An 18,903-nucleotide genomic window follows, 5' to 3' on the forward strand; every position below is an offset into this window, starting at 1 on the left:
CGGCAAGCGCTGCAAGCACGGCAGCCCCGGACCACGCGAAGTGGTCCGGGGCTGCCGTGCTTGCTTGCATGCCTGCCTAGACGCGCTCGGCAGCCTTGCGGCGCATGTCGCGCACCACGCCGATGACCAGCACGACGGCGGCGACCAGCAGCGACAGCATGACCGTCTCGCGGTTGTCCTTGTCGTAGACCATGTAGGCCAGGACAAAGGTGATCATCGCGGCGGTGGCCCACGTCAGGTACGGGAAGAGCCACATCTTGACCGTCAGCTTCTCCGGCGCCTCGCGGACGAGGATCTTGCGCATGCGCAGCTGGGTCAGGCAGATGACCAGCCACACGAAGAGCGCGATCGCACCCGAGGAGTTCAGCAGGAAGCTGAAGACGGTGTCCTTGAAGGCGTAGTTGAAGTAGACGGCGACGAAGCCGAACACGACGGAGCCCAGGATCGCGATCGTCGGCACACCGTTCTTGCTGACCTTGGCGAACGCCTTCGGGGCGTCACCGCGCTCACCCAGCGAGAACGCCATGCGGGAGGCGGTGTAGAGGCCCGAGTTCAGGCAGGACAGGACGGCCGTCAGGACGATCACGTTCATGATCTGGCCGGCGTGCGCGATGCCGATGGAGTCCAGGGCGGCGACGTACGAGCCCTTGTCGACGATCGACTTGTCGTTCCACGGCAGCAGCGTGAGCACGATGAAGATCGAGCCCAGGTAGAAGACACCGATGCGCCAGATCACCGAGTTGGTGGCCTTGGTGACCGCGCGGCGCGGGTCCTCGGACTCGCCGGCGGCCAGCGTGACGATCTCGCTGCCCATGAAGGAGAAGACGACCATCAGCACACCGGTGAGGATCGAGCCCCAGCCGTTCGGCATGAAGCCGCCGGCGTCGGTCAGGTGGGCGAAGCCCGCGCCCGGGTTGTCCGAGCCCGGCAGCACGCCGAACACGGCCAGCATGCCGATGATCACGAACGCGCCGATGGCGACGACCTTGATGCCCGCGAACCAGAACTCGAACTCGCCGTACGAGGCGACCGAGCCGAGGTTGGTGACGGTCAGGACCGCCATCACGATGAGCGCCCAGGCCCACTGCGGGACGGCCGGAACCCAGCCCTCGAGGATCTGCGCACCCGCGGTGGCCTCCACGGCCAGCACGACGACCCAGAAGAACCAGTACAGCCAGCCGATGGAGAAGCCGGCCCAGCGGCCGAGCGCGCGGTCGGCGTAGGCGGAGAAGGAGCCGGAGTTCGGGCTGGCGGCGGCCATCTCGCCCAGCATCCGCATCACGAAGACGACCATCGCGCCGACGAGCGCGTAGGAGATCAGGATGGCGGGGCCGGCCTTGGCGATGCCGCCACCAGAGCCGACGAAGAGACCTGCGCCGATGACGCCGCCAATGGCGATCATGGAAAGGTGGCGGTTCTTGAGACCGGCCTTCAGACCGTCGGAGGGCAGGCCCTCACCGGAGTTACCGGTGGGGTTGCCTTCCTTCTGAAGGGTCGTCGTGGAGCTCATGGACGGATCCTTAGGTTCTCGGGTTGCGAGGCCCCGGCATTCAAACCTGAGATGAACGCAGGACGGAAGACCTCAGTCCGGATCGTTGCCTTGGGATGAAAGTCCAGGACGTGGGTCCCGCCCTGTCCCATCTGCGTTCTTTGGGTTTACTTGAGCTTTAGAAGTGACTTACGCGACACCCCTCCGCGGATCTTCCGGGCCGCTCGTGCCACACTCGTCGCATGCGCGTGTACCTCGGATCCGACCATGCCGGCTTTGAGCTCAAGAACCACCTGGTGGACTGGCTCAAGAACAACGGCCACGAGCCCGTCGACTGCGGGCCCCACATCTACGACGCGGTGGACGACTACCCGCCGTTCTGCCTGCGCGCCGCGGAGAAGACCGCCGCGGACGCCGACAGCCTCGGCATCGTGATCGGCGGCTCCGGCAACGGCGAGCAGATCGCCGCGAACAAGGTCAAGGGCGTCCGCGCCATCCTGGCCTGGAGCGTCGAGACCGCGAAGCTCGGCCGCGAGCACAACAACGCCAACGTGATCTCCGTCGGCGGCCGCATGCACACCCAGGACGAGGCCGTCAGCTTCATCGAGGCCTTCCTGGCGACCCCGTACTCCGACGAGGAGCGCCACACCCGCCGCATCGAGATGCTCTCCGCGTACGAGACCACCGGCGAGCTCCCCCCGATCCCCGCCCACCACCCGCAGGGCTGATCTTCCGCTTCGCCGTGCCGCCGTGGCTTCCGGCCCGGCGGCACGGCCGTTTCCAGAGGTAGGAGCAGTGCAGTGCCCGAGGGGCATACGATCCACCGCCTCGCCCAGGACCACACCGAGCGCTTCGCCGGGCGGCCGGTCCGGGTGAGCAGCCCGCAGGGCCGCTTCGCAGAGAGCGCCGCCCTGCTCGACGGGCGGGACCTGGAGAGCGCCGAGGCACACGGCAAGCACCTGTTCCTGGAACTCGGCGACGCCTGGATCCACATCCACCTCGGCCTGTTCGGCAAGCTCGGCTTCGGCCCCGCCCCGGCGCCCCCGGCCACCGACACGGTCCGGCTGCGGCTGCTCAATGCGGAGCACTGGGCCGATCTGCGCGGCCCCACGGCCTGCGCACTGATCGGCGAGGCCGAGAAGAAGGCGATACACGAGCGGCTCGGCCCCGACCCGCTGCGCCCGGCCGACGACCCGGACCGCGCATGGAAGCGGATCTCCCGCTCCCGCACCACCGTCGCCGCCCTGCTGATGGACCAGAAGGTGATCGCGGGCGTCGGGAACGTCTACCGCGCCGAGGTCCTCTTCCGGCACGGCATCGACCCGTACCGGCTGGGCAAGGACCTCGCGCGCGGTGAGTGGGACGCCATGTGGGCGGACCTGGCGGTGCTGATGCGCGAGGGCGTACGGAACAACCGGATCGACACGGTCCGCGACGAGCACCTGCCCGAGGCCATGGGCCGCCCGCCGCGCGTGGACGACCACGGCGGCGAGGTGTACGTCTACCGCAGGGCGAACATGCCCTGCCACATCTGCGGGGCCGAGGTCCGCACCGCCGACCTGGCGGCGCGGAACCTCTTCTGGTGCCCGTCGTGTCAGACCCGGTGAGGCCGGACCCGGTGAAGCCCGCGGCCTAGAAGCCGTGCGGGAGCCAGGGGGCCACATCGGCGGTGAAGGCCCGCGAGGCCGCCGCCAGGGCGCCCGGGCGCAGCTCGCGTACCCGGCCGGCCGCCGCCAGCGCGGCCAGGGTGATCCCGCCGAGGTACGCCGAGCCCAGCTCCCGGGCCGACAGCTCCAGGTCCGCCGGGTCCGCGGTCCGCGTGACGCGGGCGGCGCCCTGCGCGTCGCAGACCAGCCGCCACCGCCCCTCGTTCCACGGGCAGAACGCGTCCTCGACCTCCATCACCACGTCCAGCGGGGCCGCGTACGACCGCGCCTCCAGGGCGGCCGGCAGGTCCACCAGCCGCAGGTGCAGCGAGTCCCGCAGGCCCGGCCGTGACCGCCGGACGTCGCTGACCAGATGGAGCACCGGATCGTCCACCGGCCGCCTGCCGGCCCGCACGGTGGAGGTCAGGTCGATCTCGAAGAGGTAGCGCCACAGCGCGGCCGTCGCCGCCGGGTCCAGCGCATCGAGATCGGCCACCTCGACCTTGCCCTCCGGGCCCTGCGGCTCCCAGTCGGCCCTGACCCGGTAGCGGGCGTACCCGGCCACCCCGCCGTCAGTCCGCTCCGCCACCACGCACCTCAGCGGCGAGGCGCCCTCGCGCATCACCTCCGGATCCAGTACCGCCAGCCGCTCCCAGCCGGGCTGCCGGGCCGGCATGCCGGGCCGCCGCGCGACCAGCTCCGCGTACACCTGCTCGCAGTCCGGCAGCGCCTTCTCCGGATCGACGAGCCGCAGCCGCACCTCGTCCGTCCCCGGCGGCACCGAGAGCCGGACGCGCGTGCTGTCGATGGCCAGGGCCAGCGCGTACGACGCGATGCCGTAGCCGAACCGCCCGTAGATCGCCGCCTCCGAGGCCGTCAGCACGGCGAGCGGCTCGCCACCCGCCCGGATGTCGTCCAGTTGGCGACGCATCATCGACGTGAGCACGCCCCGGCGGCGGTGCGTCGGCGCGACGCCCACCATCGTGACCCCGGCCGCCGGCACCACCGCGCCGCCCGGCACCGACAGGCGGAACGAGAAGGCACCGGCCGAGCCGACGCAGGTCCCGCCGTCCCAGACGCCCAGCGAGCGCCCGAGCTCCGTCAGAGACTTGTAGAGTTCCCGCTCCTGGGGAGACTCGGGCACCCCGCCGAACGCCAGTTCCAGGTGGTCGTACCAGACATCCCACTCATCAGCCTGCAATACGCGCATCTCAAGAGCCATACGGCCATCCTTACCAGGGCATTCCGTCACAGTCGAAGGGTTTTCGACCGGCCGGAGCCCTCGGGTCCGGGGGTCCCCCTGCGCATGCACAGCCAGGATGGATAAGGTCCCGAAGCAATGGCCGGAGCACGCATGGAGACGCTCATGGCCCGGACGCGCATGCTGTCGCACCGGGCTCGCACCGCCCTGCGCAAATCCGCCGTCGACTACTTCCGCGGGGACGCCTCCGACTGGCTCGCCTTCGCCGGGCTGCTCCTGACCATCCCCGCCATCGCCTGCGGCACGATCATGCTGCCGGTCTGGTTCTCGCCCTCCGCCCTCGTCCTGCCGATCGTCGCGGGCGGGCTGCTGCTGCGCCCCGCGAGCCTGCTCGCGCTGTACGCGGCCTCCGCGGCGGCCCTCATCGTCGAGGCCCTGGTCCTCGGGCCGTACACCCTCGGCCCCGCCCGGGTCACCCCCGGCACGGTCCTGGTCGTGGCCGCCTGCGGATTCTTCGGACTCGTCATCGCACAGTTCCGCAGCCGCGTCGGCGTGCCCTGGCGGCGTGGCGGCACCATGCTCTTCGACCTGCGCGAACGCATCCGGGTCCAGAGCAAGCTGCCCGCCCTGCCGCGCGGCTGGCACCGCGAGATGGCCCTGCGCCCGGCCGGCGGCCAGTCCTTCTCCGGCGACTTCGTCGTCGCCGCCCGCACGAACGGCGGCCGGACCCTCGAGGTCGTCCTGACCGACGTCTCCGGCAAGGGAATGGAGGCCGGCTCCCGCGCCCTGCTCCTGTCCGGGGCGTTCGGCGGCCTGCTCGGCGCCCTGCCCCCGCACGGCTTCCTGCCCGCCGCCAACGGCTACCTGCTCCGCCAGGACTGGGACGAGGGCTTCGCCACCTCCATCCACCTCGTCCTGGACCTGGAGACCGGCGACTACGAACTCCTGTCCGCCGGCCACCTGCCCGCCCTCCAGCTCTCCGCGGGCACCGGCCGCTGGCAGGAGAAGTCCGGCGAGGGCCCGCTGCTCGGCGTCTACGACGGCGCCGAGTTCAAACCCGCCCGCGGCAACCTGCGCCGCGGCGACGTCCTCATGCTCTTCACGGACGGCCTCGTCGAGACCGCCGACCGGGACATCAGCGAGGGCATCGACCGCCTCACCGGCGAAGCCGACCGCTACGTCGCCGCCGGCTGGGACGGCGCTGCCTGGCACCTGATCGAAAAGGTCGCCAAGGACGTCAACGACGACCGCGCGCTCCTCCTGATCCGCCGCTCACCCTGAGCCCGGATCGCTCGGGGTGGGGTTTTCCCCACCAGTGATCCGCCCGGCTGCGCCATGTCCGCCCCCGTACCTCCGTCCGTAGCGTCGAGACCACGGTCATCGACGGACACGGAAGGCGGCACACCATGGGGCTCCGGCGGAGCAGGCGGCAGCGCGAGACGGGGCAGACGGCGTCCGGTACGCCGTACGGCACGGGGCACGGCACGGCGTCCGGTGCGCCGTACGGCACGGGCTACGACAGCACCGCCGCCGTCGAGCTGCGCGGCGTACGGCGCGAGTACGGGCGGGGGGCCGCCACCGTGCACGCCCTGCGCGGCATCGACCTCGGCCTGCCCCGCGGCAGCTTCACCGCCGTGATGGGGCCCTCCGGCTCCGGCAAGTCCACCTTCCTGCAGTGCGCGGCCGGACTCGACATGCCCACCGCGGGCTCCGTCCGCCTCGGCGGCACCGAGATCACCGGCATGAACGAGAACGAGCTCACCGAACTGCGCCGCAGCCGCCTCGGCTTCGTCTTCCAGGCCTTCAACCTGCTGCCCTCCCTCACCGTGGAGCAGAACGTGCTGCTCCCGATGCGGCTCGCCGGCGGCCGCCAGGACCGGGGCCGGGCCGCCGACCTGCTCGCCCGCGTCGGCCTCGAGGGCAAGGGCCGGCGTCGCCCCGCCGAGCTCTCCGGCGGCCAGCAGCAGCGCGTCGCCATCGCGCGGGCCCTGATCACCCGGCCCGACGTCGTCTTCGCCGACGAGCCCACCGGCGCCCTCGACACCACCACCGCCGCCGAGGTCCTCGGGCTGCTCCGGGCCGCCGTGGACTCCATGGGCGCCACCATCGTCATGGTCACCCACGACCCGGCTGCCGCAGCCCACGCAGACCAGGTGCTCTTCCTCGCCGACGGGCTGATCGCGGACCGGCTGCCGCACAGCTCCGCTGCGACCATCGCCGACCGGATGACCGCCCTCACCGCCCCGGCGTACGCGGGAGCGGCCGCCTGATGCTGCCCCGCCTTGACCAGTGCGCGCCGCGGCCGTCCGCGGAGCGCGCCGTCGGTGTCCGGGGCCGCCCGCAGCCCCGACACGGCTCCGGATCGCAGACGACGCTGCCGGGCAGCCGCCGGTGCAGCTCGTACGCGGTCTGCGTCTTCCCGCCCCCGAAGGGTCCGTTGAGCCGGATGGTCACCGGGCCGGCGCCTTCCAGGGGCCGATCCCGAGCTTCCCGGTGTTCCCGAGGTCGACGGGGTGGCCGAGCTCCAGCTCAACCCGGGGCGCGCCCGCCCGCGGGGTCACGTCCAGCACCCACCCCTCGGCGGCGGGCACCGTCGCATCGGTCACCAGGTTCCGCCACACCATCATGACCGTGGCAGCCTGGCCGGGCCGGAGCTCCAGCCTCTGCGGGGCACCCTCCACGCCGGTCGGCGCGGACGTCATCTCCTCCGACCCGTGCACGACCGCGACCTCCACCGGGACCCGCTTCCTGTCCAGCAGCCGGATCTCCGGATAGCCCTCGAGCACGTACGGCTGCGTGCCGCAGTTGACCAGCTGGATGTCGGTCACCCGAAGCCCCATCGCGGCATTCCCGTCCCCCTCAAGCAACCGCACCCCGCCCTCGGAACAGCCCTCCTGCGCCCCTCCCCCCGACGGGGTGGCACGGACGGACGGCGCAGCCCCCGCCCAAGTGGGCCCCGGCGCAGCCTCGGGCGCGGGCGGCGTATCGCACCCCACGACCACCCCCGCCAGGACGGCACCCCCGACAATCCCCGCCACCCACCGCACGCTCACCATCCCCCGACCCTACGACCCCCACCCGCCACGCGCCCTGCTCCGCTCGCCCGCGCCCTGCCCCGCCCAACTCCGGGCCGTGCAGCGGCAGATCCGGCCCCGCCGGCGTTCTAGGCGCGGGGCCCGGGGCGGAGCCCCGGAAGGCCCGGGCGCCGGCCCGGGGCCGCTCGCGCAGCGGCGCCGCGCATCACGCGCGGGCCCCAGGGGCGGGCCCCGGAGACCGGGCCGGGCCAATCACCCCCGATTGGCCGGTCCGCCGCGCCCGGCGGATCCCTACCGTGCCCTCATGGACCGCACGCTCGCCGCCGACCTCGCCCGCCTCCCCGACCTCCTGGAGGCCACCCGCCGTACCGCCGCCGACGCGCTCGGAGCCCTGGACGCCCGTCCCGTCGTACCGCCCGCCGGGCCTCCGCGGGACCCCGAGTCCCTGCCGGAGCACGCCGCCGGGGCGGACGCCGCCCTCGCCACCTTCCGGGACCGGTGGGAGCCCCGCCTCTCCGCCTCCGCCGGCCCCCGCTACCTCGGCTTCGTCACGGGCGGCGCCACCCCGGCGGCCCTCGCCGGGGACTGGCTGACCGCCGTCCACGACCAGAACTCCAACTCCGCCCTGGACGGCGCCGGCCAGGACCTCGAACGCGAAACGGTCACCTGGCTCCGCGAGCTCTTCGGCCTCACCGACGCCCACACCGGCACCTTCGTCAGCGGCGCCACCATGTCCAACACCACCGGCCTCGCCATCGCCCGCGAGTGGCTCGGCGAACGCCTCGGCATCTCCCCCGCCGAGGACGGTGCGGCAGCCCTCGGCCCCGTCCGCGTCCTCTCCGGAGCCCCGCACTCCTCCATCGCCAAGGCCCTCTCCGTCCTCGGTCTCGGCCGCAGCTCCCTCGTCGCCGTCCCCACCCTCCCCGGCCGCGAGGCCGTCGACCCCGCCGCCCTCGACCGCGCCCTCGCCGACACACCCGGCCCGGCCGTCGTCGTCGCCAACGCCGGCACCGTCAACACCGTGGACTTCGACGACCTCCGCGCCATCGCCGCCCTCCGCGAACGCCACGCGTTCTGGCTCCACACCGACGCCGCCTTCGGCGCCTTCGCCGCCCTCTCCCCGGAGCACGCCCACCTCGCCGACGGACTCGACGCCTCCGACTCCCTCTGCATCGACCTGCACAAGTGGCTGAACGTCCCCTATGACAGCGCCGTCCAGTTCACCCGCCGCCAAGACCTCCAGGCCCGCGTCTTCCAGAACGCGGCGGCCTACCTCGGCCCCCTCGGCGACCGCCCGGACCTCGTCCACCTCACCCCCGAGAACTCGCACCGGCTGCGCGCCCTCGCCGCCTGGTTCACCCTGCGCGCGTACGGCCGCGAAGGCCACCGCGAGATCGTCGAGCGGGACATCGCCTGCGCCCAAGCCCTCGGCGCCGCACTCGAGCAGGACCCGGCCTTCCGCCTCCTCGCCCCGGTCCGCCTGAACGTCGTCTGCTTCACCCTCGCCGAGGACCCCACCCCGGCCCGCCTGACGGCCCTCCGGGAGGCGGCGCAGGAGGAGGTCTTCGTCACCCCCACCGTCTACGCGGGAACCCCCGCCCTGCGCGCAGCGTTCTCCAACTGGCGCACCACGCAAGCGGATGTGCGCCGGGCCGCACAGGCCCTCCGTACGGCGGCGAAGGGGACGGTATGACGCAACGGCAGCAGCAACCGCTGACCCTGCTCGAGGTCGAGGCTCTGGCGCGCTCCGCGCACGAGGGCCAGACCGACAAGGCCGGCCGGCCGTACGCAGAGCACCTCGCGGCCGTCGCGGAGGGAGTCCGCGCCCGCGGCGGCAGCGCGGAGCAGCAGGCAGCGGCCTGGCTCCACGACGCCGTCGAGGACGACGCGCTCAGCCGGCAGTGGCTGGATTCCGCCGCACTGCCCCAGCCGGTGAAGGACATGGTCCTGGCGGTCACCAAGCGCCCCGGCGAACCGGTGGAGGAGTACGCGGCCCGGATCCTCGCCACCCCGGGCGCCCTCCTGGTCAAAGAGGCCGACCTGGCGCACAACGCGGACCCCGTACGGCTCTCCGTACTGGACGGCCCCACCCGGGAACGGCTGTCCGCGAAGTATGCATATGTCCGCTCCCTCCTCGGCCTCACCGCGCCATGACCCCGGCCCCGTGCCCGAAATATGCCCGGTGCGCGGGCGGTTGGCGGGAAAGCGCCGACGCCGATTCGCCACGGGGCGGATAGCCGGGGTCCGTTGGTGGGAGGATGGTCCATGTGGGGGCGCGCGCGGCCGTGCGCCCCAGGCCGACCAGGGGACGACCGAAGGTGTGATCAGTAGTGGCCATTTCGCTGTCAGTGGTGGTTCTGTTGGCGGTCATCCTGGTGGTGCTCGTCCGCGGGAACCACATCAAGGCCGGCCCCGCGATCGTCGCGGTCCTCTTCGGCTTCTTCCTGGCGTCCAGCTCCATCGCCCCGGACGTCAACCGCTTCCTCAACTCCCTCGCCGACACCATCGCGGGAATCAAGCTCTAGGGGAAGCTCAGGGAGTGCCGGCCGCCCGCCGGTACTCCAGGTCCGCGTTCACCTGGCCGCCCAGCGCCATGACGTCGAGGGTGGCCGAATTCTCGTTGGCGATCGCCTTCTCCACCCGGGACACGAGCACCGTGAACGCATCGGCTTCGGACAGTCCGGCGTACGGACCTACCCCGGTCTCGAAGTAGATCCGCTCATGCCCCAGCAACTGCTCGTTCGACCGGTAGTTCTTCCACTGCTCCCGGTGCCGGTACACGCTCTCGAGCGACACGGAGACGGCCACGAGCAGGCTGAGCACGGTGGCGCTGATCCGGCAGAACGGCGCGTCGAGATTGACCAGCACGGGCACGAGCGCCCCGCCGACGACCGACAGGGTCCGCATCCGTAAATGCGCGGCCTTGCTCCGTACGGCCTTGCGGTCGTACCACTGTTGGTACTGGCACAGTCGCGTCTCGACGTACTCCCGCGCCGCCGCGCCCCGGCTCCCGCCCGCCCCTGACATGCGGGCGAGTACACAACCTCCCCTCACCCCCGTCAAGGGCGAGGAACAGCCCCGGGGAGCCTGCGAGATGCCATGCGGCAAATCGGACGATAGGATGAAAACCGCCATCGACCTCACGCGTCCATGTGGGGCGATATGAGCACGGCGTAACGGAGCGAGACCCTCCCCCCGGCGTCCCGTGCGACCACTGCCGCGGGTATCGGAGCCGTCACGCCCCACCGGCCGCACCGTCAGCGTCCAAGGCAGGTTGAATGATGAACCGGACACGTCGTCTTGCAGTACTCGCGCTCTTTGCGGTCCCCGCTCTCGCGGTGGGACCCGCCGTCGCCGCACACGCCTCGACCACCGCCGCCACGTGCAAGGTCGAAACGGATTCGGCCGGCAAGTACCACCTGTGGGGTGAGGGATTCCCCGCCACCACGACGGTGACCTACTCCGGCTCCACCTCGGGTTCCGTCCCCATCGACAAGTCGGGAAGGTTCGACCTCGGAGGTCTCAGCGGGAGCAAGTACGTCGTCAAGACGGCCGATGGCACCACCGTCAACTGCACCGTGCTCCAACACTGACTGCGCTCGCAGAACCGTGAACGACCGAGGGCCAGGTCAGAGGAAACATCCCTCTGACCTGGCCCTTCGCCGTTCAGAGCGGGCGACGGAAATCGAACCCGCGTAGCTGGTTCGGAAGATCGCGTACGCACTTGCACGCCGACCTCTCAACTGGCTGACCTGCACGTTCCCGCGCACCTCCCTGGCGTTCCCCGCGACTCCCCCCTGAACCCCAGGGCGGTATCTGCGGCCGCGGATACGCGGTTGCGGCGCATGGCTACCCCACCGCAGGATGCCAGCGGGGGTGGCTATGGAACGGCATCAGTTGGTGCGCCTGCTGACCGGTGACGACGAGGCAACCAAGGCGGCGCTGGCGGCTCTCCTGGACGGCGCCACCTACGCCGTATGGGAGGGCGGGAGAAGGCCCTCCCAGGCTCATGCAGGGATCTTCGCGATCCGACTTCGGTGCATGCGGCGGAAGGGCGCCGAGACCCTGGGATGGGAACGAGCGGTGTCGGCATCTTCGAGGGCCCTGTGAGCGCGTGAGGGCGCGCCTAGAGCGAGTCGTCGCGCTCCAGAACGAGGCCGGACGAGCCGTCCTCAAGGTCAACGCCCGCATCGAGGTGCAGGTGGTGCCCGCTCCGTATGCCAGGGTCGGCGAGCTCCAACAGTCGCTCGGCGAGGACGCGAAGCCCCTCCGCGTTGGCCTTGATGAGAGCCTCGCCGGTTGAGCTCTGCACCTTGATCAGCGGTTCGTCCATGCCGCCACGCTAGCCTGCGGCCGATCGAGTGACTGGTCTCTCGCGCCATGCGGCGCTGCCTGCTGTCAGGCGAGGGTCCCGGCCACAAACGGGGCGTCGCGTAGCCGCGCTGGCGATCGACAGGGATCTCGTACACGATCTCGCACAGCGCGGCGGGGATGACGATGTCCGCCGTCTCCGCGGCCATCCGGTTCACGACGCCAACGCCGGCGTGTGGTCCACCTAACTCGTGAACGGTACGAACGCACAGGTCTCCCACGGCGCTGCCGAGCCGAGCACCTGGAACGCGGAGAACCGCCTCACCAGGGCCACCACCCCGGACAGTGGGGAATGGACTCACGCCCCCCTCGCTGTTGCCGACACCAACCCCCGGTCCGAATTCGACGCCCGCTTCCTCGCGATCGTCACAGACCTGGTTGGCACGCCCCTCCCCGCATCAGGGGATGGGGGACTGCCCGCTCCGCTTTCCCGGCCAGTACGCGGACGAGGAAACCGGCCTCCACTGCAACTACTTCCGGCACCCCATGCAGTGGCGTAGGTTCGTAACCCCCATGGCTGGGCTGACCACTTGGGGCTCGAAGGCTCATCAATTCTTCGCGGAACAGAAGTGAACCAGGTGAGTCAGTTCTCCCGACTGGACTTCAGGAGAGGCCAGAGCGCGTACGCAACGGGAAGTGTAGGAATAGATGACCGCGATCGAAAGTCTGTGGGAAGACTTTGAGCTTCCCATCAAAGATGCCCTCCACTACGCCGGCGGGCACTCTTACGATGTCGCCCTCGACCGCGCCGCACCGAGGGGTTTCACGGTGCTCGCCCCCTTTGACCTCGATGAGATGCTGGAAAGCGATCCGTCTTGGGTGTCTTCGGTCGATGGGCTTGCCGCCGTAGACCTGAGAGAGAAGGGGATGCTGTGGGGCGGCGAGGGTTCGTACGGCTCGGAGGGGTTCATTGCACGTTTGACTGTTGACCGTGCGCTGATTTGGGTGATGTTCTTTATGGAATCCAATCCATTTGATCGGATTCAGCTGTCCGAAAACGTCGCCACCTTTAGCTCGACCTCGGGGTTTGAGATTTCAGTCGACATCGACGATCCGCGAATCCCAGTCTCCGGACCCGCATCGAAGCGAACTGCGTAAGGATCATTTCCCCGGTCGTAGGAGAGCGATACGGGGGCAAGAAACAGGTTGCATTGGCGCCTGGATCGAAGAGCGCGAGCTGACCAGCACCACGGGGCCGCTTTACGGCTCGCTCGTCAAGCACCACCTGGAGCCGGTCCTCGGCGCCGTCAACCTGGCGGAGATCTGCCCGCACCCCGTACGGAGCCGGCGTGCCGACCAGCCGGCCGCCGGCACCCGGCCCACCACGGTGGCCAAGGCCTACGCCCTGCTCCGGGCCATCCTGGGCACGGCCGTGTCCGACGAGCTGATCCGGCGGAATCTCTGCCAGGTCAAGGGCGAGTACGCGCGAGCTCACGGGCCCGGACAGGGCACAGCGCCGCCCGGGACGCGTTGATCCACCAGCACGCGAGCGCCGACCGGGATCGGTTGATCGCCGACGCGCTCGGCAAGCCCGTGCAGAAGGGCACGCGGGGCGCGACGAAGGGCACGGGGCACGCTGGGGGCACGGGGGCCTGATGACGACCCCCGGGAACGACTGAGGGCCAGGCGGAGGAAATGTCCTCTGACCTGGCCCTTCGTCGTTCAGAGCGGGCGACGGGAATCGAACCCGCGTAGCTAGTTTGGAAGACTAGGGCTCTACCATTGAGCTACGCCCGCAACGCGTGCGCCGCAGGTCCGGGGGACCGCGGCACGGACAGCATCCTAGCGGGTCGGTCCGGGGGAGTGCACACCGCATTACGCGCCCGCGGTGCGGCGTCCGGAAACGTTCGCTCAAAACCCCGCGCATCAGAGGGTCTCCGGGCATGTACCCTACGTGTCGCACCGACGGGGTGTGGCGCAGCTTGGTAGCGCGTCCGCTTTGGGAGCGGAAGGTCGTCGGTTCGAATCCGGCCACCCCGACCACCAGCACCGCCATCACAAGATCGCGTTGTGGGCTGATTGCCGCTTGCGGTTACTATGCAAGCTGCGTGCCCGTGTGTCTGATGTACCGGGCCGAATCCGCCGAACCGCTGAATCGCAGCGCGGACGCAGAACCCCAAGCAGTCAGCCACAAGGAGACCGAACCGTGAAGAGCGCCGTGGAGACCCTGAACCCGACTCGGGTTCGGCTCACTGTTGAGGTGCCCTTCGAGGAGCTCAAGGACAGCCTCGACGCGGCGTACAAGAAGATCAACCAGCAGGTCACGGTGAAGGGCTTCCGCAAGGGCAAGATCCCCGCCCGGGTCATCGACCAGCGCTTCGGCCGCGGTGCGGTGCTGGAGGAGGCCGTCAACGACGCCCTCCCGAAGTTCTACACCGAGGCCGTCAACGAGGCCGACCTGAACCCGCTGGGCCAGCCTGAGGTCGACATCACGGAGCTGAAGGACGGCGAGCTGCTGGCCTTCACCGCCGAGGTCGACGTCCGCCCCGAGATCGAGATCCCGGACTACTCCGGCATCGAGGTCGAGGTCGACGCGGTCGAGGTCTCCGACGAGGACATCGAGAAGTCGGTCGAGCAGCTGCGCGGCCGCTTCGCGTCCACCAACGACGTCGAGCGCGCGGCCGAGGACGGCGACGTCGTCACCATCGACCTGGAGGCCAAGGTCGGCGGCGAGGTGCTGCCGGACGGCGTCGCCTCCGACGTCTCCTACACCATCGGCTCGGGCGAGCTCCTCGAGGGCATCGACGACGCCGTCAAGGGCCTGGAGGCCGGTGGCGAGGCCACCTTCACCTCCCAGCTGAAGGGCGGCTCCGCCGAGGGCCAGGACGCCGAGGTCACCGTCAAGGTCACCAAGGTCTCCGCCAAGGAGCTCCCGGAGCTGGACGACGAGTTCGCGCAGATGGCGAGCGAGTTCGACACCCTCGAGGACCTCAAGGCCGACAGTCGCAAGCGCCTCGAGAACATGAAGCAGTACGACCAGGCCACGCAGGCCCAGGAGCGCGTCCTGGAGAAGCTGCTGGAGCTCGTCGAGGTGCCGATCCCCGAGAAGCTGCTCGAGGACGAGGTCAACACCCGCAAGCACAACCTGGAGCACCACCAGCTCGGCCAGATGGGCCTGACCATCGAGAAGTACCTGGAGTTCCAGGGCAAGACGGTCGAGGAGTTCGACGCCGAGACCAAGGACCAGGCGATCAAGGGCATCAAGACCCAGTTCGTCCTGGACGCGCTCGTCAACAAGGAGAAGCTGGGCGTCGACCAGGAGGAGCTCACCGAGCACCTCATGCGCCGTGCGGCTTCCTCCGGCATGTCCCCCGACCAGTTCGCCCAGGCCGTCGTCGAGGGTGGCCAGGTGCCGATGCTCGTCGGCGAGGTCGCCCGCGGCAAGGCCCTCGCGGTCGTCGTCGAGGCCGCCAAGGTCGTCGACACCAACGGTGAGGTCGTCGACCTCTCCGACGAGGAGGACGAGGTCGAGGCTGCCGCCGAGACCGTCGAGGCCGTCGTCGACGGTGACGCCGACGCCGCCGAGGCGCAGGCCGACGAGGCCAAGTAACACCCTGGGCGCCGCCCCGCGCGGCGCCCGCTGAGCAGCACCCCGAAGGGCCCGTACGCAGCCGTGTACGGGCCCTTCGCGCACTCCGTGCACGGCGCCGTCCACAGGGCCTGCGCCCGGTCCCCGAAGGGCCCATGGACCTTGCGCTCCGAGCGAACAGTTCGGGAAGCGGGATGGCGTTGTCCGACCTGCGCGTTAGGGTCCATGAATACGAGGGCACGGGAGTACCCGGAAGCCGGCGGCCACCGCCGCCCCGATCGGTCCGCGCCCCAGAACGAGACGCTGAGACGGCATGTGGCCGTCGGAGACGAGCAGGTGGATACGTGACGAATCTGAAGCCTTACGCCGCGGGTGAGCCGTCCATCGGTGGCGGCCTCGGCGACCATGTCTACAACCGGCTGCTCGGCGAGCGCATCATCTTCCTCGGCCAGCAGGTCGACGACGACATCGCCAACAAGATCACGGCGCAGCTCCTCCTCCTGGCCGCGGAGCCGGAGAAGGACATCTACCTGTACATCAACAGCCCGGGCGGCTCGGTGACGGCGGGCATGGCGGTCTACGACACCATGCAGTACATCCCGAACGACGTCGTCACCATCGGCATGGGCATGGCGGCCTCCATGGGCCAGTTCCTGCTCACCGGCGGCGCCCAGGGCAAGCGCTTCGCGCTCCCGAACACCGACATCCTGATGCACCAGGGTTCCGCCGGCATCGGTGGCACCGCCTCGGACATCAAGATCCAGGCCGAGTACCTGCTGCGCACGAAGCGGCGCATGGCCGAGATCACCGCCCACCACTCCGGCCAGACCGTGGAGGCGATCATCCGCGACGGCGACCGCGACCGCTGGTTCACCGCGGAGGAGGCCAAGGAGTACGGCCTCATCGACGAGATCATCTCCGCCGCGTCGCTGGTCCCGGGCGGCGGCGGCACCGGGGCCTGATCCCGGCCCCGGCATACGGGACCTCGTACCAGGCCCCGTACGCCCGCCCGCACCGGCAAGCCCCAGCCCGCAGAACGCCACCAGGATGGTGAACACCCAGATGCACATGAACAACCTCTCTCCCGCGAGCGGCCTCTACACCGGCGCGCCGGTGGACAACCGCTACGTCATCCCGCGCTTCGTCGAGCGCACCTCGCAGGGCGTGCGCGAGTACGACCCGTACGCGAAGCTCTTCGAGGAGCGCGTGATCTTCCTCGGCGTGCAGATCGACGACGCCTCCGCCAACGACGTCATGGCGCAGCTGCTGTGCCTGGAGTCGATGGACCCGGACCGCGACATCTCGATCTACATCAACAGCCCCGGCGGCTCCTTCACCGCGCTGACGGCCATCTACGACACGATGCAGTTCGTGAAGCCGGACATCCAGACGGTCTGCATGGGCCAGGCGGCCTCCGCCGCCGCGGTACTGCTGGCCGCCGGCACCCCCGGCAAGCGCATGGCGCTGCCGAACGCCCGCGTGCTGATCCACCAGCCGTCGGGCGGCACCGGCCGCGAGCAGCTCTCCGACCTGGAGATCGCGGCCAGGGAGATCCTGCGCATGCGTGACCAGCTGGAGACCATGCTGGCCAAGCACTCGACCACGCCGATCGAGAAGATCCGCGAGGACATCGAGCGCGACAAGATCCTGACGGCCGAGGACGCGCTCGCGTACGGCCTGATCGACCAGATCGTCTCGACCCGCAAGAACTCCCACTGATCCTTGCCGCCAATTGGCGTGGGCACGTCGTCACATTCGGCGATGTGAACCACGTCAAGGGGGCCCCGCACGGGGCCCCCGGCAAGGTACCGTCGGATATGAGGCACCAGGAGCGCTGAACCAAGCGTCTCCCAGGCGAAGGGGAAGCACCTCGTGGCACGCATCGGTGACGGCGGCGACCTGCTCAAGTGCTCGTTCTGCGGAAAGAGCCAGAAGCAGGTGAAGAAGCTCATCGCAGGACCCGGTGTGTACATCTGCGACGAGTGCATCGACCTCTGCAACGAGATCATCGAGGAGGAGCTCGCCGAGACCTCCGAGGTCCGGTGGGAGGAACTCCCCAAGCCTCGTGAGATCTACGAGTTCCTGGAGAGCTACGTCGTCGGCCAGGAGCCGGCGAAGAAGGCCCTCTCGGTGGCGGTCTACAACCACTACAAGCGCGTCCAGGCCGGCGAGAACGGCGGTGCGCAGGGCCGGGACGACGCGATCGAGCTCGCGAAGTCCAACATCCTGCTGCTGGGCCCGACGGGCTCGGGCAAGACGCTCCTCGCCCAGACGCTCGCGCGCATGCTCAACGTCCCGTTCGCCATCGCCGACGCGACGGCGCTGACGGAGGCCGGGTACGTCGGCGAGGACGTCGAGAACATCCTGCTCAAGCTGATCCAGGCGGCCGACTACGACGTCAAGAAGGCCGAGACCGGGATCATCTACATCGACGAGATCGACAAGGTCGCCCGCAAGAGCGAGAACCCGTCGATCACGCGCGACGTGAGCGGCGAGGGCGTGCAGCAGGCCCTGCTGAAGATCCTCGAGGGCACGACGGCCTCGGTCCCGCCGCAGGGCGGCCGCAAGCACCCGCACCAGGAGTTCATCCAGATCGACACGACGAACGTGCTCTTCATCGTGGGCGGCGCCTTCGCCGGCCTCGAGAAGATCATCGAGTCGCGTGCGGGCGCCAAGGGCATCGGCTTCGGGGCGACGATCCGCTCGAAGCGCGAGATCGAGGCGAGCGACCAGTTCCAGGAGGTCATGCCGGAGGACCTGGTGAAGTTCGGGATGATCCCGGAGTTCATCGGCCGTCTGCCCGTGATCACCTCGGTCCACAACCTGGACCGCGAGGCGCTGCTGCAGATCCTGGTGGAGCCGCGGAACGCGCTGGTGAAGCAGTACCAGCGGCTGTTCGAACTCGACGGCGTCGAGCTGGACTTCGAGCGCGAGGCGCTGGAAGCCATCGCGGACCAGGCGATCCTCCGCCAGACCGGCGCGCGCGGCCTGCGCGCCATCATGGAAGAGGTCCTGATGTCGGTGATGTACGAGGTCCCGTCCCGCAAGGACGTGGCCCGCGTGGTCATCACCTCGGACGTCGTCCGCTCGAACGTGAACCCGACGCTGGTCCCCCGCATCGTCCCGAAGGACCAGGGCCCGCAGGAGAAGTCGGCGTAACTGTCATGCTGTACGAGGAGGGGCGCCCAAGCTACCCGGGGCGCCCCTCCTCGCATTCCGGACTACCTTGACCGGCAATCGGACAAAAGTTCGTGCGGCCTGGCGTGGCGGCCCCCTTTCTTGATCAACTTTGCCTCGACATCGTCTTACAGAGAGGGCAACGAGGCATGAAGATGAAGCGTGTTGGGGGAGTCCTGGCGGCGGTATTCGTCGCTGCTGCGCTGCCCATGGTGGCGGCCTCGCCTGCGTCTGCCGATCAGGGAGATTGCCAGTACTCGCTGCATCAAGCGGGCTACGACGTCGGCCCGAAGATTGAGGCTGCCTGCAAGATCGGTGCCGATCCGTTCAACGGGGCACCTTACGCCGGTTGCTACCTCAGCTTGATCAACATAGGGGTCAGGCACGAAGCCGCCGACGCGGCGTGTAGCTCGGCGCTTACCTGACGCGCCGCGGCCGGCATGCGCGGGAAGATG

Annotated in this window: 19 protein-coding genes, 2 tRNA genes and 1 pseudogene; 15 read left to right on the forward strand and 7 right to left on the reverse strand. The window is 69.9% G+C overall.

Translation table 11 applies throughout. The annotated features are described in order from the left end of the window. Positions 1-76: 76 nt before the first annotated feature. Positions 77-1,510: an amino acid permease gene (locus tag OHT74_RS25370; RefSeq protein WP_266667034.1), complete on the reverse strand. Its 1,434-nt coding sequence runs from the start codon at positions 1,508-1,510 to the stop codon at positions 77-79. A gap of 221 nt (positions 1,511-1,731) precedes the next feature. Between OHT74_RS25370 and OHT74_RS25375 the strand changes: the two genes are divergently transcribed. Together OHT74_RS25375 and OHT74_RS25380 are read left to right on the forward strand one after the other, a co-directional pair. Beyond that, a complete protein-coding gene (locus tag OHT74_RS25375; RefSeq protein WP_266629240.1) occupies positions 1,732-2,217 on the forward strand; it encodes a ribose-5-phosphate isomerase in 486 nt (161 codons plus the stop codon). Between the two features lie 72 nt (positions 2,218-2,289). Further along, complete coding sequence (locus OHT74_RS25380) at positions 2,290-3,096, forward strand: Fpg/Nei family DNA glycosylase (protein WP_266667035.1); 807 nt, start codon at positions 2,290-2,292, stop codon at positions 3,094-3,096. 25 nt (positions 3,097-3,121) lie between these two features. On the opposite strand, the gene OHT74_RS25385 is transcribed toward OHT74_RS25380, so the two are convergent. Further along, positions 3,122-4,357: a GNAT family N-acetyltransferase gene (locus OHT74_RS25385; RefSeq protein WP_266667036.1), complete on the reverse strand. Its 1,236-nt coding sequence runs from the start codon at positions 4,355-4,357 to the stop codon at positions 3,122-3,124. 117 nt (positions 4,358-4,474) lie between these two features. On the opposite strand from OHT74_RS25385, the gene OHT74_RS25390 reads away from it, so the two are divergent. Further along, on the forward strand, positions 4,475-5,617 hold the full coding sequence (locus tag OHT74_RS25390; RefSeq protein WP_266667037.1) for a SpoIIE family protein phosphatase: 1,143 nt from the start codon (positions 4,475-4,477) through the stop codon (positions 5,615-5,617). A 125-nt stretch (positions 5,618-5,742) separates the two neighbouring features. Then, entirely contained in the window at positions 5,743-6,606 is an 864-nt protein-coding gene (locus OHT74_RS25395; protein ID WP_328621492.1) for an ABC transporter ATP-binding protein, read from the forward strand. Between the two features lie 55 nt (positions 6,607-6,661). Here OHT74_RS25395 and OHT74_RS25400 read toward each other — a convergent pair. Together OHT74_RS25400 and OHT74_RS25405 are read right to left on the reverse strand one after the other, a co-directional pair. Next, positions 6,662-6,790: pseudogene (locus OHT74_RS25400) on the reverse strand (ATP-binding protein); the annotation flags it as partial. Then, a complete protein-coding gene (locus OHT74_RS25405) occupies positions 6,787-7,164 on the reverse strand; it encodes a DUF4232 domain-containing protein (RefSeq protein WP_328621493.1) in 378 nt (125 codons plus the stop codon). The pseudogene OHT74_RS25400 and the gene OHT74_RS25405, both read right to left, overlap by 4 nt. Before the next feature lie 511 nt (positions 7,165-7,675). On the opposite strand from OHT74_RS25405, the gene OHT74_RS25410 reads away from it, so the two are divergent. The 3 genes from OHT74_RS25410 to OHT74_RS25420 all read left to right on the forward strand — a co-directional run bounded on the left by OHT74_RS25410 (position 7,676) and on the right by OHT74_RS25420 (position 9,896). Next, positions 7,676-9,064 carry a pyridoxal phosphate-dependent decarboxylase family protein gene (locus tag OHT74_RS25410; RefSeq protein WP_328621494.1) on the forward strand — a complete coding sequence of 463 codons (1,389 nt, stop codon included), beginning with the start codon at positions 7,676-7,678 and terminating at the stop codon, positions 9,062-9,064. Continuing rightward, positions 9,061-9,525 carry an HD domain-containing protein gene (locus OHT74_RS25415; protein ID WP_266994473.1) on the forward strand — a complete coding sequence of 155 codons (465 nt, stop codon included), beginning with the start codon at positions 9,061-9,063 and terminating at the stop codon, positions 9,523-9,525. The genes OHT74_RS25410 and OHT74_RS25415 overlap by 4 nt, the downstream gene beginning before the upstream one ends. A 176-nt stretch (positions 9,526-9,701) precedes the next feature. After that, a complete protein-coding gene (locus OHT74_RS25420; RefSeq protein ID WP_030297273.1) occupies positions 9,702-9,896 on the forward strand; it encodes a hypothetical protein in 195 nt (64 codons plus the stop codon). 7 nt (positions 9,897-9,903) lie between these two features. Here the strand turns inward: OHT74_RS25420 and OHT74_RS25425 are convergent, their stop codons facing one another. Further along, positions 9,904-10,398 carry a DUF4231 domain-containing protein gene (locus OHT74_RS25425; RefSeq protein WP_328621495.1) on the reverse strand — a complete coding sequence of 165 codons (495 nt, stop codon included), beginning with the start codon at positions 10,396-10,398 and terminating at the stop codon, positions 9,904-9,906. Positions 10,399-10,709: 311 nt separating this feature from the next. On the opposite strand from OHT74_RS25425, the gene OHT74_RS25430 reads away from it, so the two are divergent. Then, complete coding sequence (locus OHT74_RS25430; RefSeq protein ID WP_266667043.1) at positions 10,710-10,964, forward strand: hypothetical protein; 255 nt, start codon at positions 10,710-10,712, stop codon at positions 10,962-10,964. A gap of 533 nt (positions 10,965-11,497) precedes the next feature. Here the strand turns inward: OHT74_RS25430 and OHT74_RS25435 are convergent. Beyond that, the gene (locus tag OHT74_RS25435) at positions 11,498-11,704 is read right to left on the reverse strand and encodes an Imm32 family immunity protein (protein ID WP_266667044.1); all 207 of its coding nucleotides are present in this window, start codon (positions 11,702-11,704) and stop codon (positions 11,498-11,500) included. Positions 11,705-12,390: 686 nt separating this feature from the next. Here OHT74_RS25435 and OHT74_RS25440 point away from each other — a divergent pair. Next, positions 12,391-12,840 carry a hypothetical protein gene (locus tag OHT74_RS25440; RefSeq protein WP_328621496.1) on the forward strand — a complete coding sequence of 150 codons (450 nt, stop codon included), beginning with the start codon at positions 12,391-12,393 and terminating at the stop codon, positions 12,838-12,840. 568 nt (positions 12,841-13,408) lie between these two features. Here the strand turns inward: OHT74_RS25440 and OHT74_RS25445 are convergent. Then, positions 13,409-13,479, reverse strand: a tRNA-Gly gene (locus OHT74_RS25445). A gap of 169 nt (positions 13,480-13,648) precedes the next feature. Between OHT74_RS25445 and OHT74_RS25450 the strand changes: the two genes are divergently transcribed. From OHT74_RS25450 to OHT74_RS25475, 6 genes are all read left to right on the forward strand, one after another. Next, positions 13,649-13,725: transfer RNA gene (locus tag OHT74_RS25450), tRNA-Pro, on the forward strand. 163 nt (positions 13,726-13,888) lie between these two features. Further along, positions 13,889-15,292 carry a trigger factor gene (tig, locus tag OHT74_RS25455; protein ID WP_266667047.1) on the forward strand — a complete coding sequence of 468 codons (1,404 nt, stop codon included), beginning with the start codon at positions 13,889-13,891 and terminating at the stop codon, positions 15,290-15,292. Positions 15,293-15,615: 323 nt separating this feature from the next. Then, complete coding sequence (locus OHT74_RS25460) at positions 15,616-16,233, forward strand: ATP-dependent Clp protease proteolytic subunit (RefSeq protein ID WP_266667049.1); 618 nt, start codon at positions 15,616-15,618, stop codon at positions 16,231-16,233. Between the two features lie 85 nt (positions 16,234-16,318). Further along, the gene (locus OHT74_RS25465) at positions 16,319-16,990 is read left to right on the forward strand and encodes an ATP-dependent Clp protease proteolytic subunit (protein WP_323139594.1); all 672 of its coding nucleotides are present in this window, start codon (positions 16,319-16,321) and stop codon (positions 16,988-16,990) included. 153 nt (positions 16,991-17,143) lie between these two features. Then, on the forward strand, positions 17,144-18,430 hold the full coding sequence (gene clpX / locus OHT74_RS25470; RefSeq protein WP_030159377.1) for an ATP-dependent Clp protease ATP-binding subunit ClpX: 1,287 nt from the start codon (positions 17,144-17,146) through the stop codon (positions 18,428-18,430). A 167-nt stretch (positions 18,431-18,597) separates the two neighbouring features. Then, entirely contained in the window at positions 18,598-18,873 is a 276-nt protein-coding gene (locus OHT74_RS25475) for a hypothetical protein (protein WP_328621497.1), read from the forward strand. Positions 18,874-18,903: the final 30 nt, after the last annotated feature.

Origin of the sequence: Streptomyces sp. NBC_00354, from assembly GCF_036106915.1 — a bacterium.
Classification (GTDB): domain Bacteria; phylum Actinomycetota; class Actinomycetes; order Streptomycetales; family Streptomycetaceae; genus Streptomyces.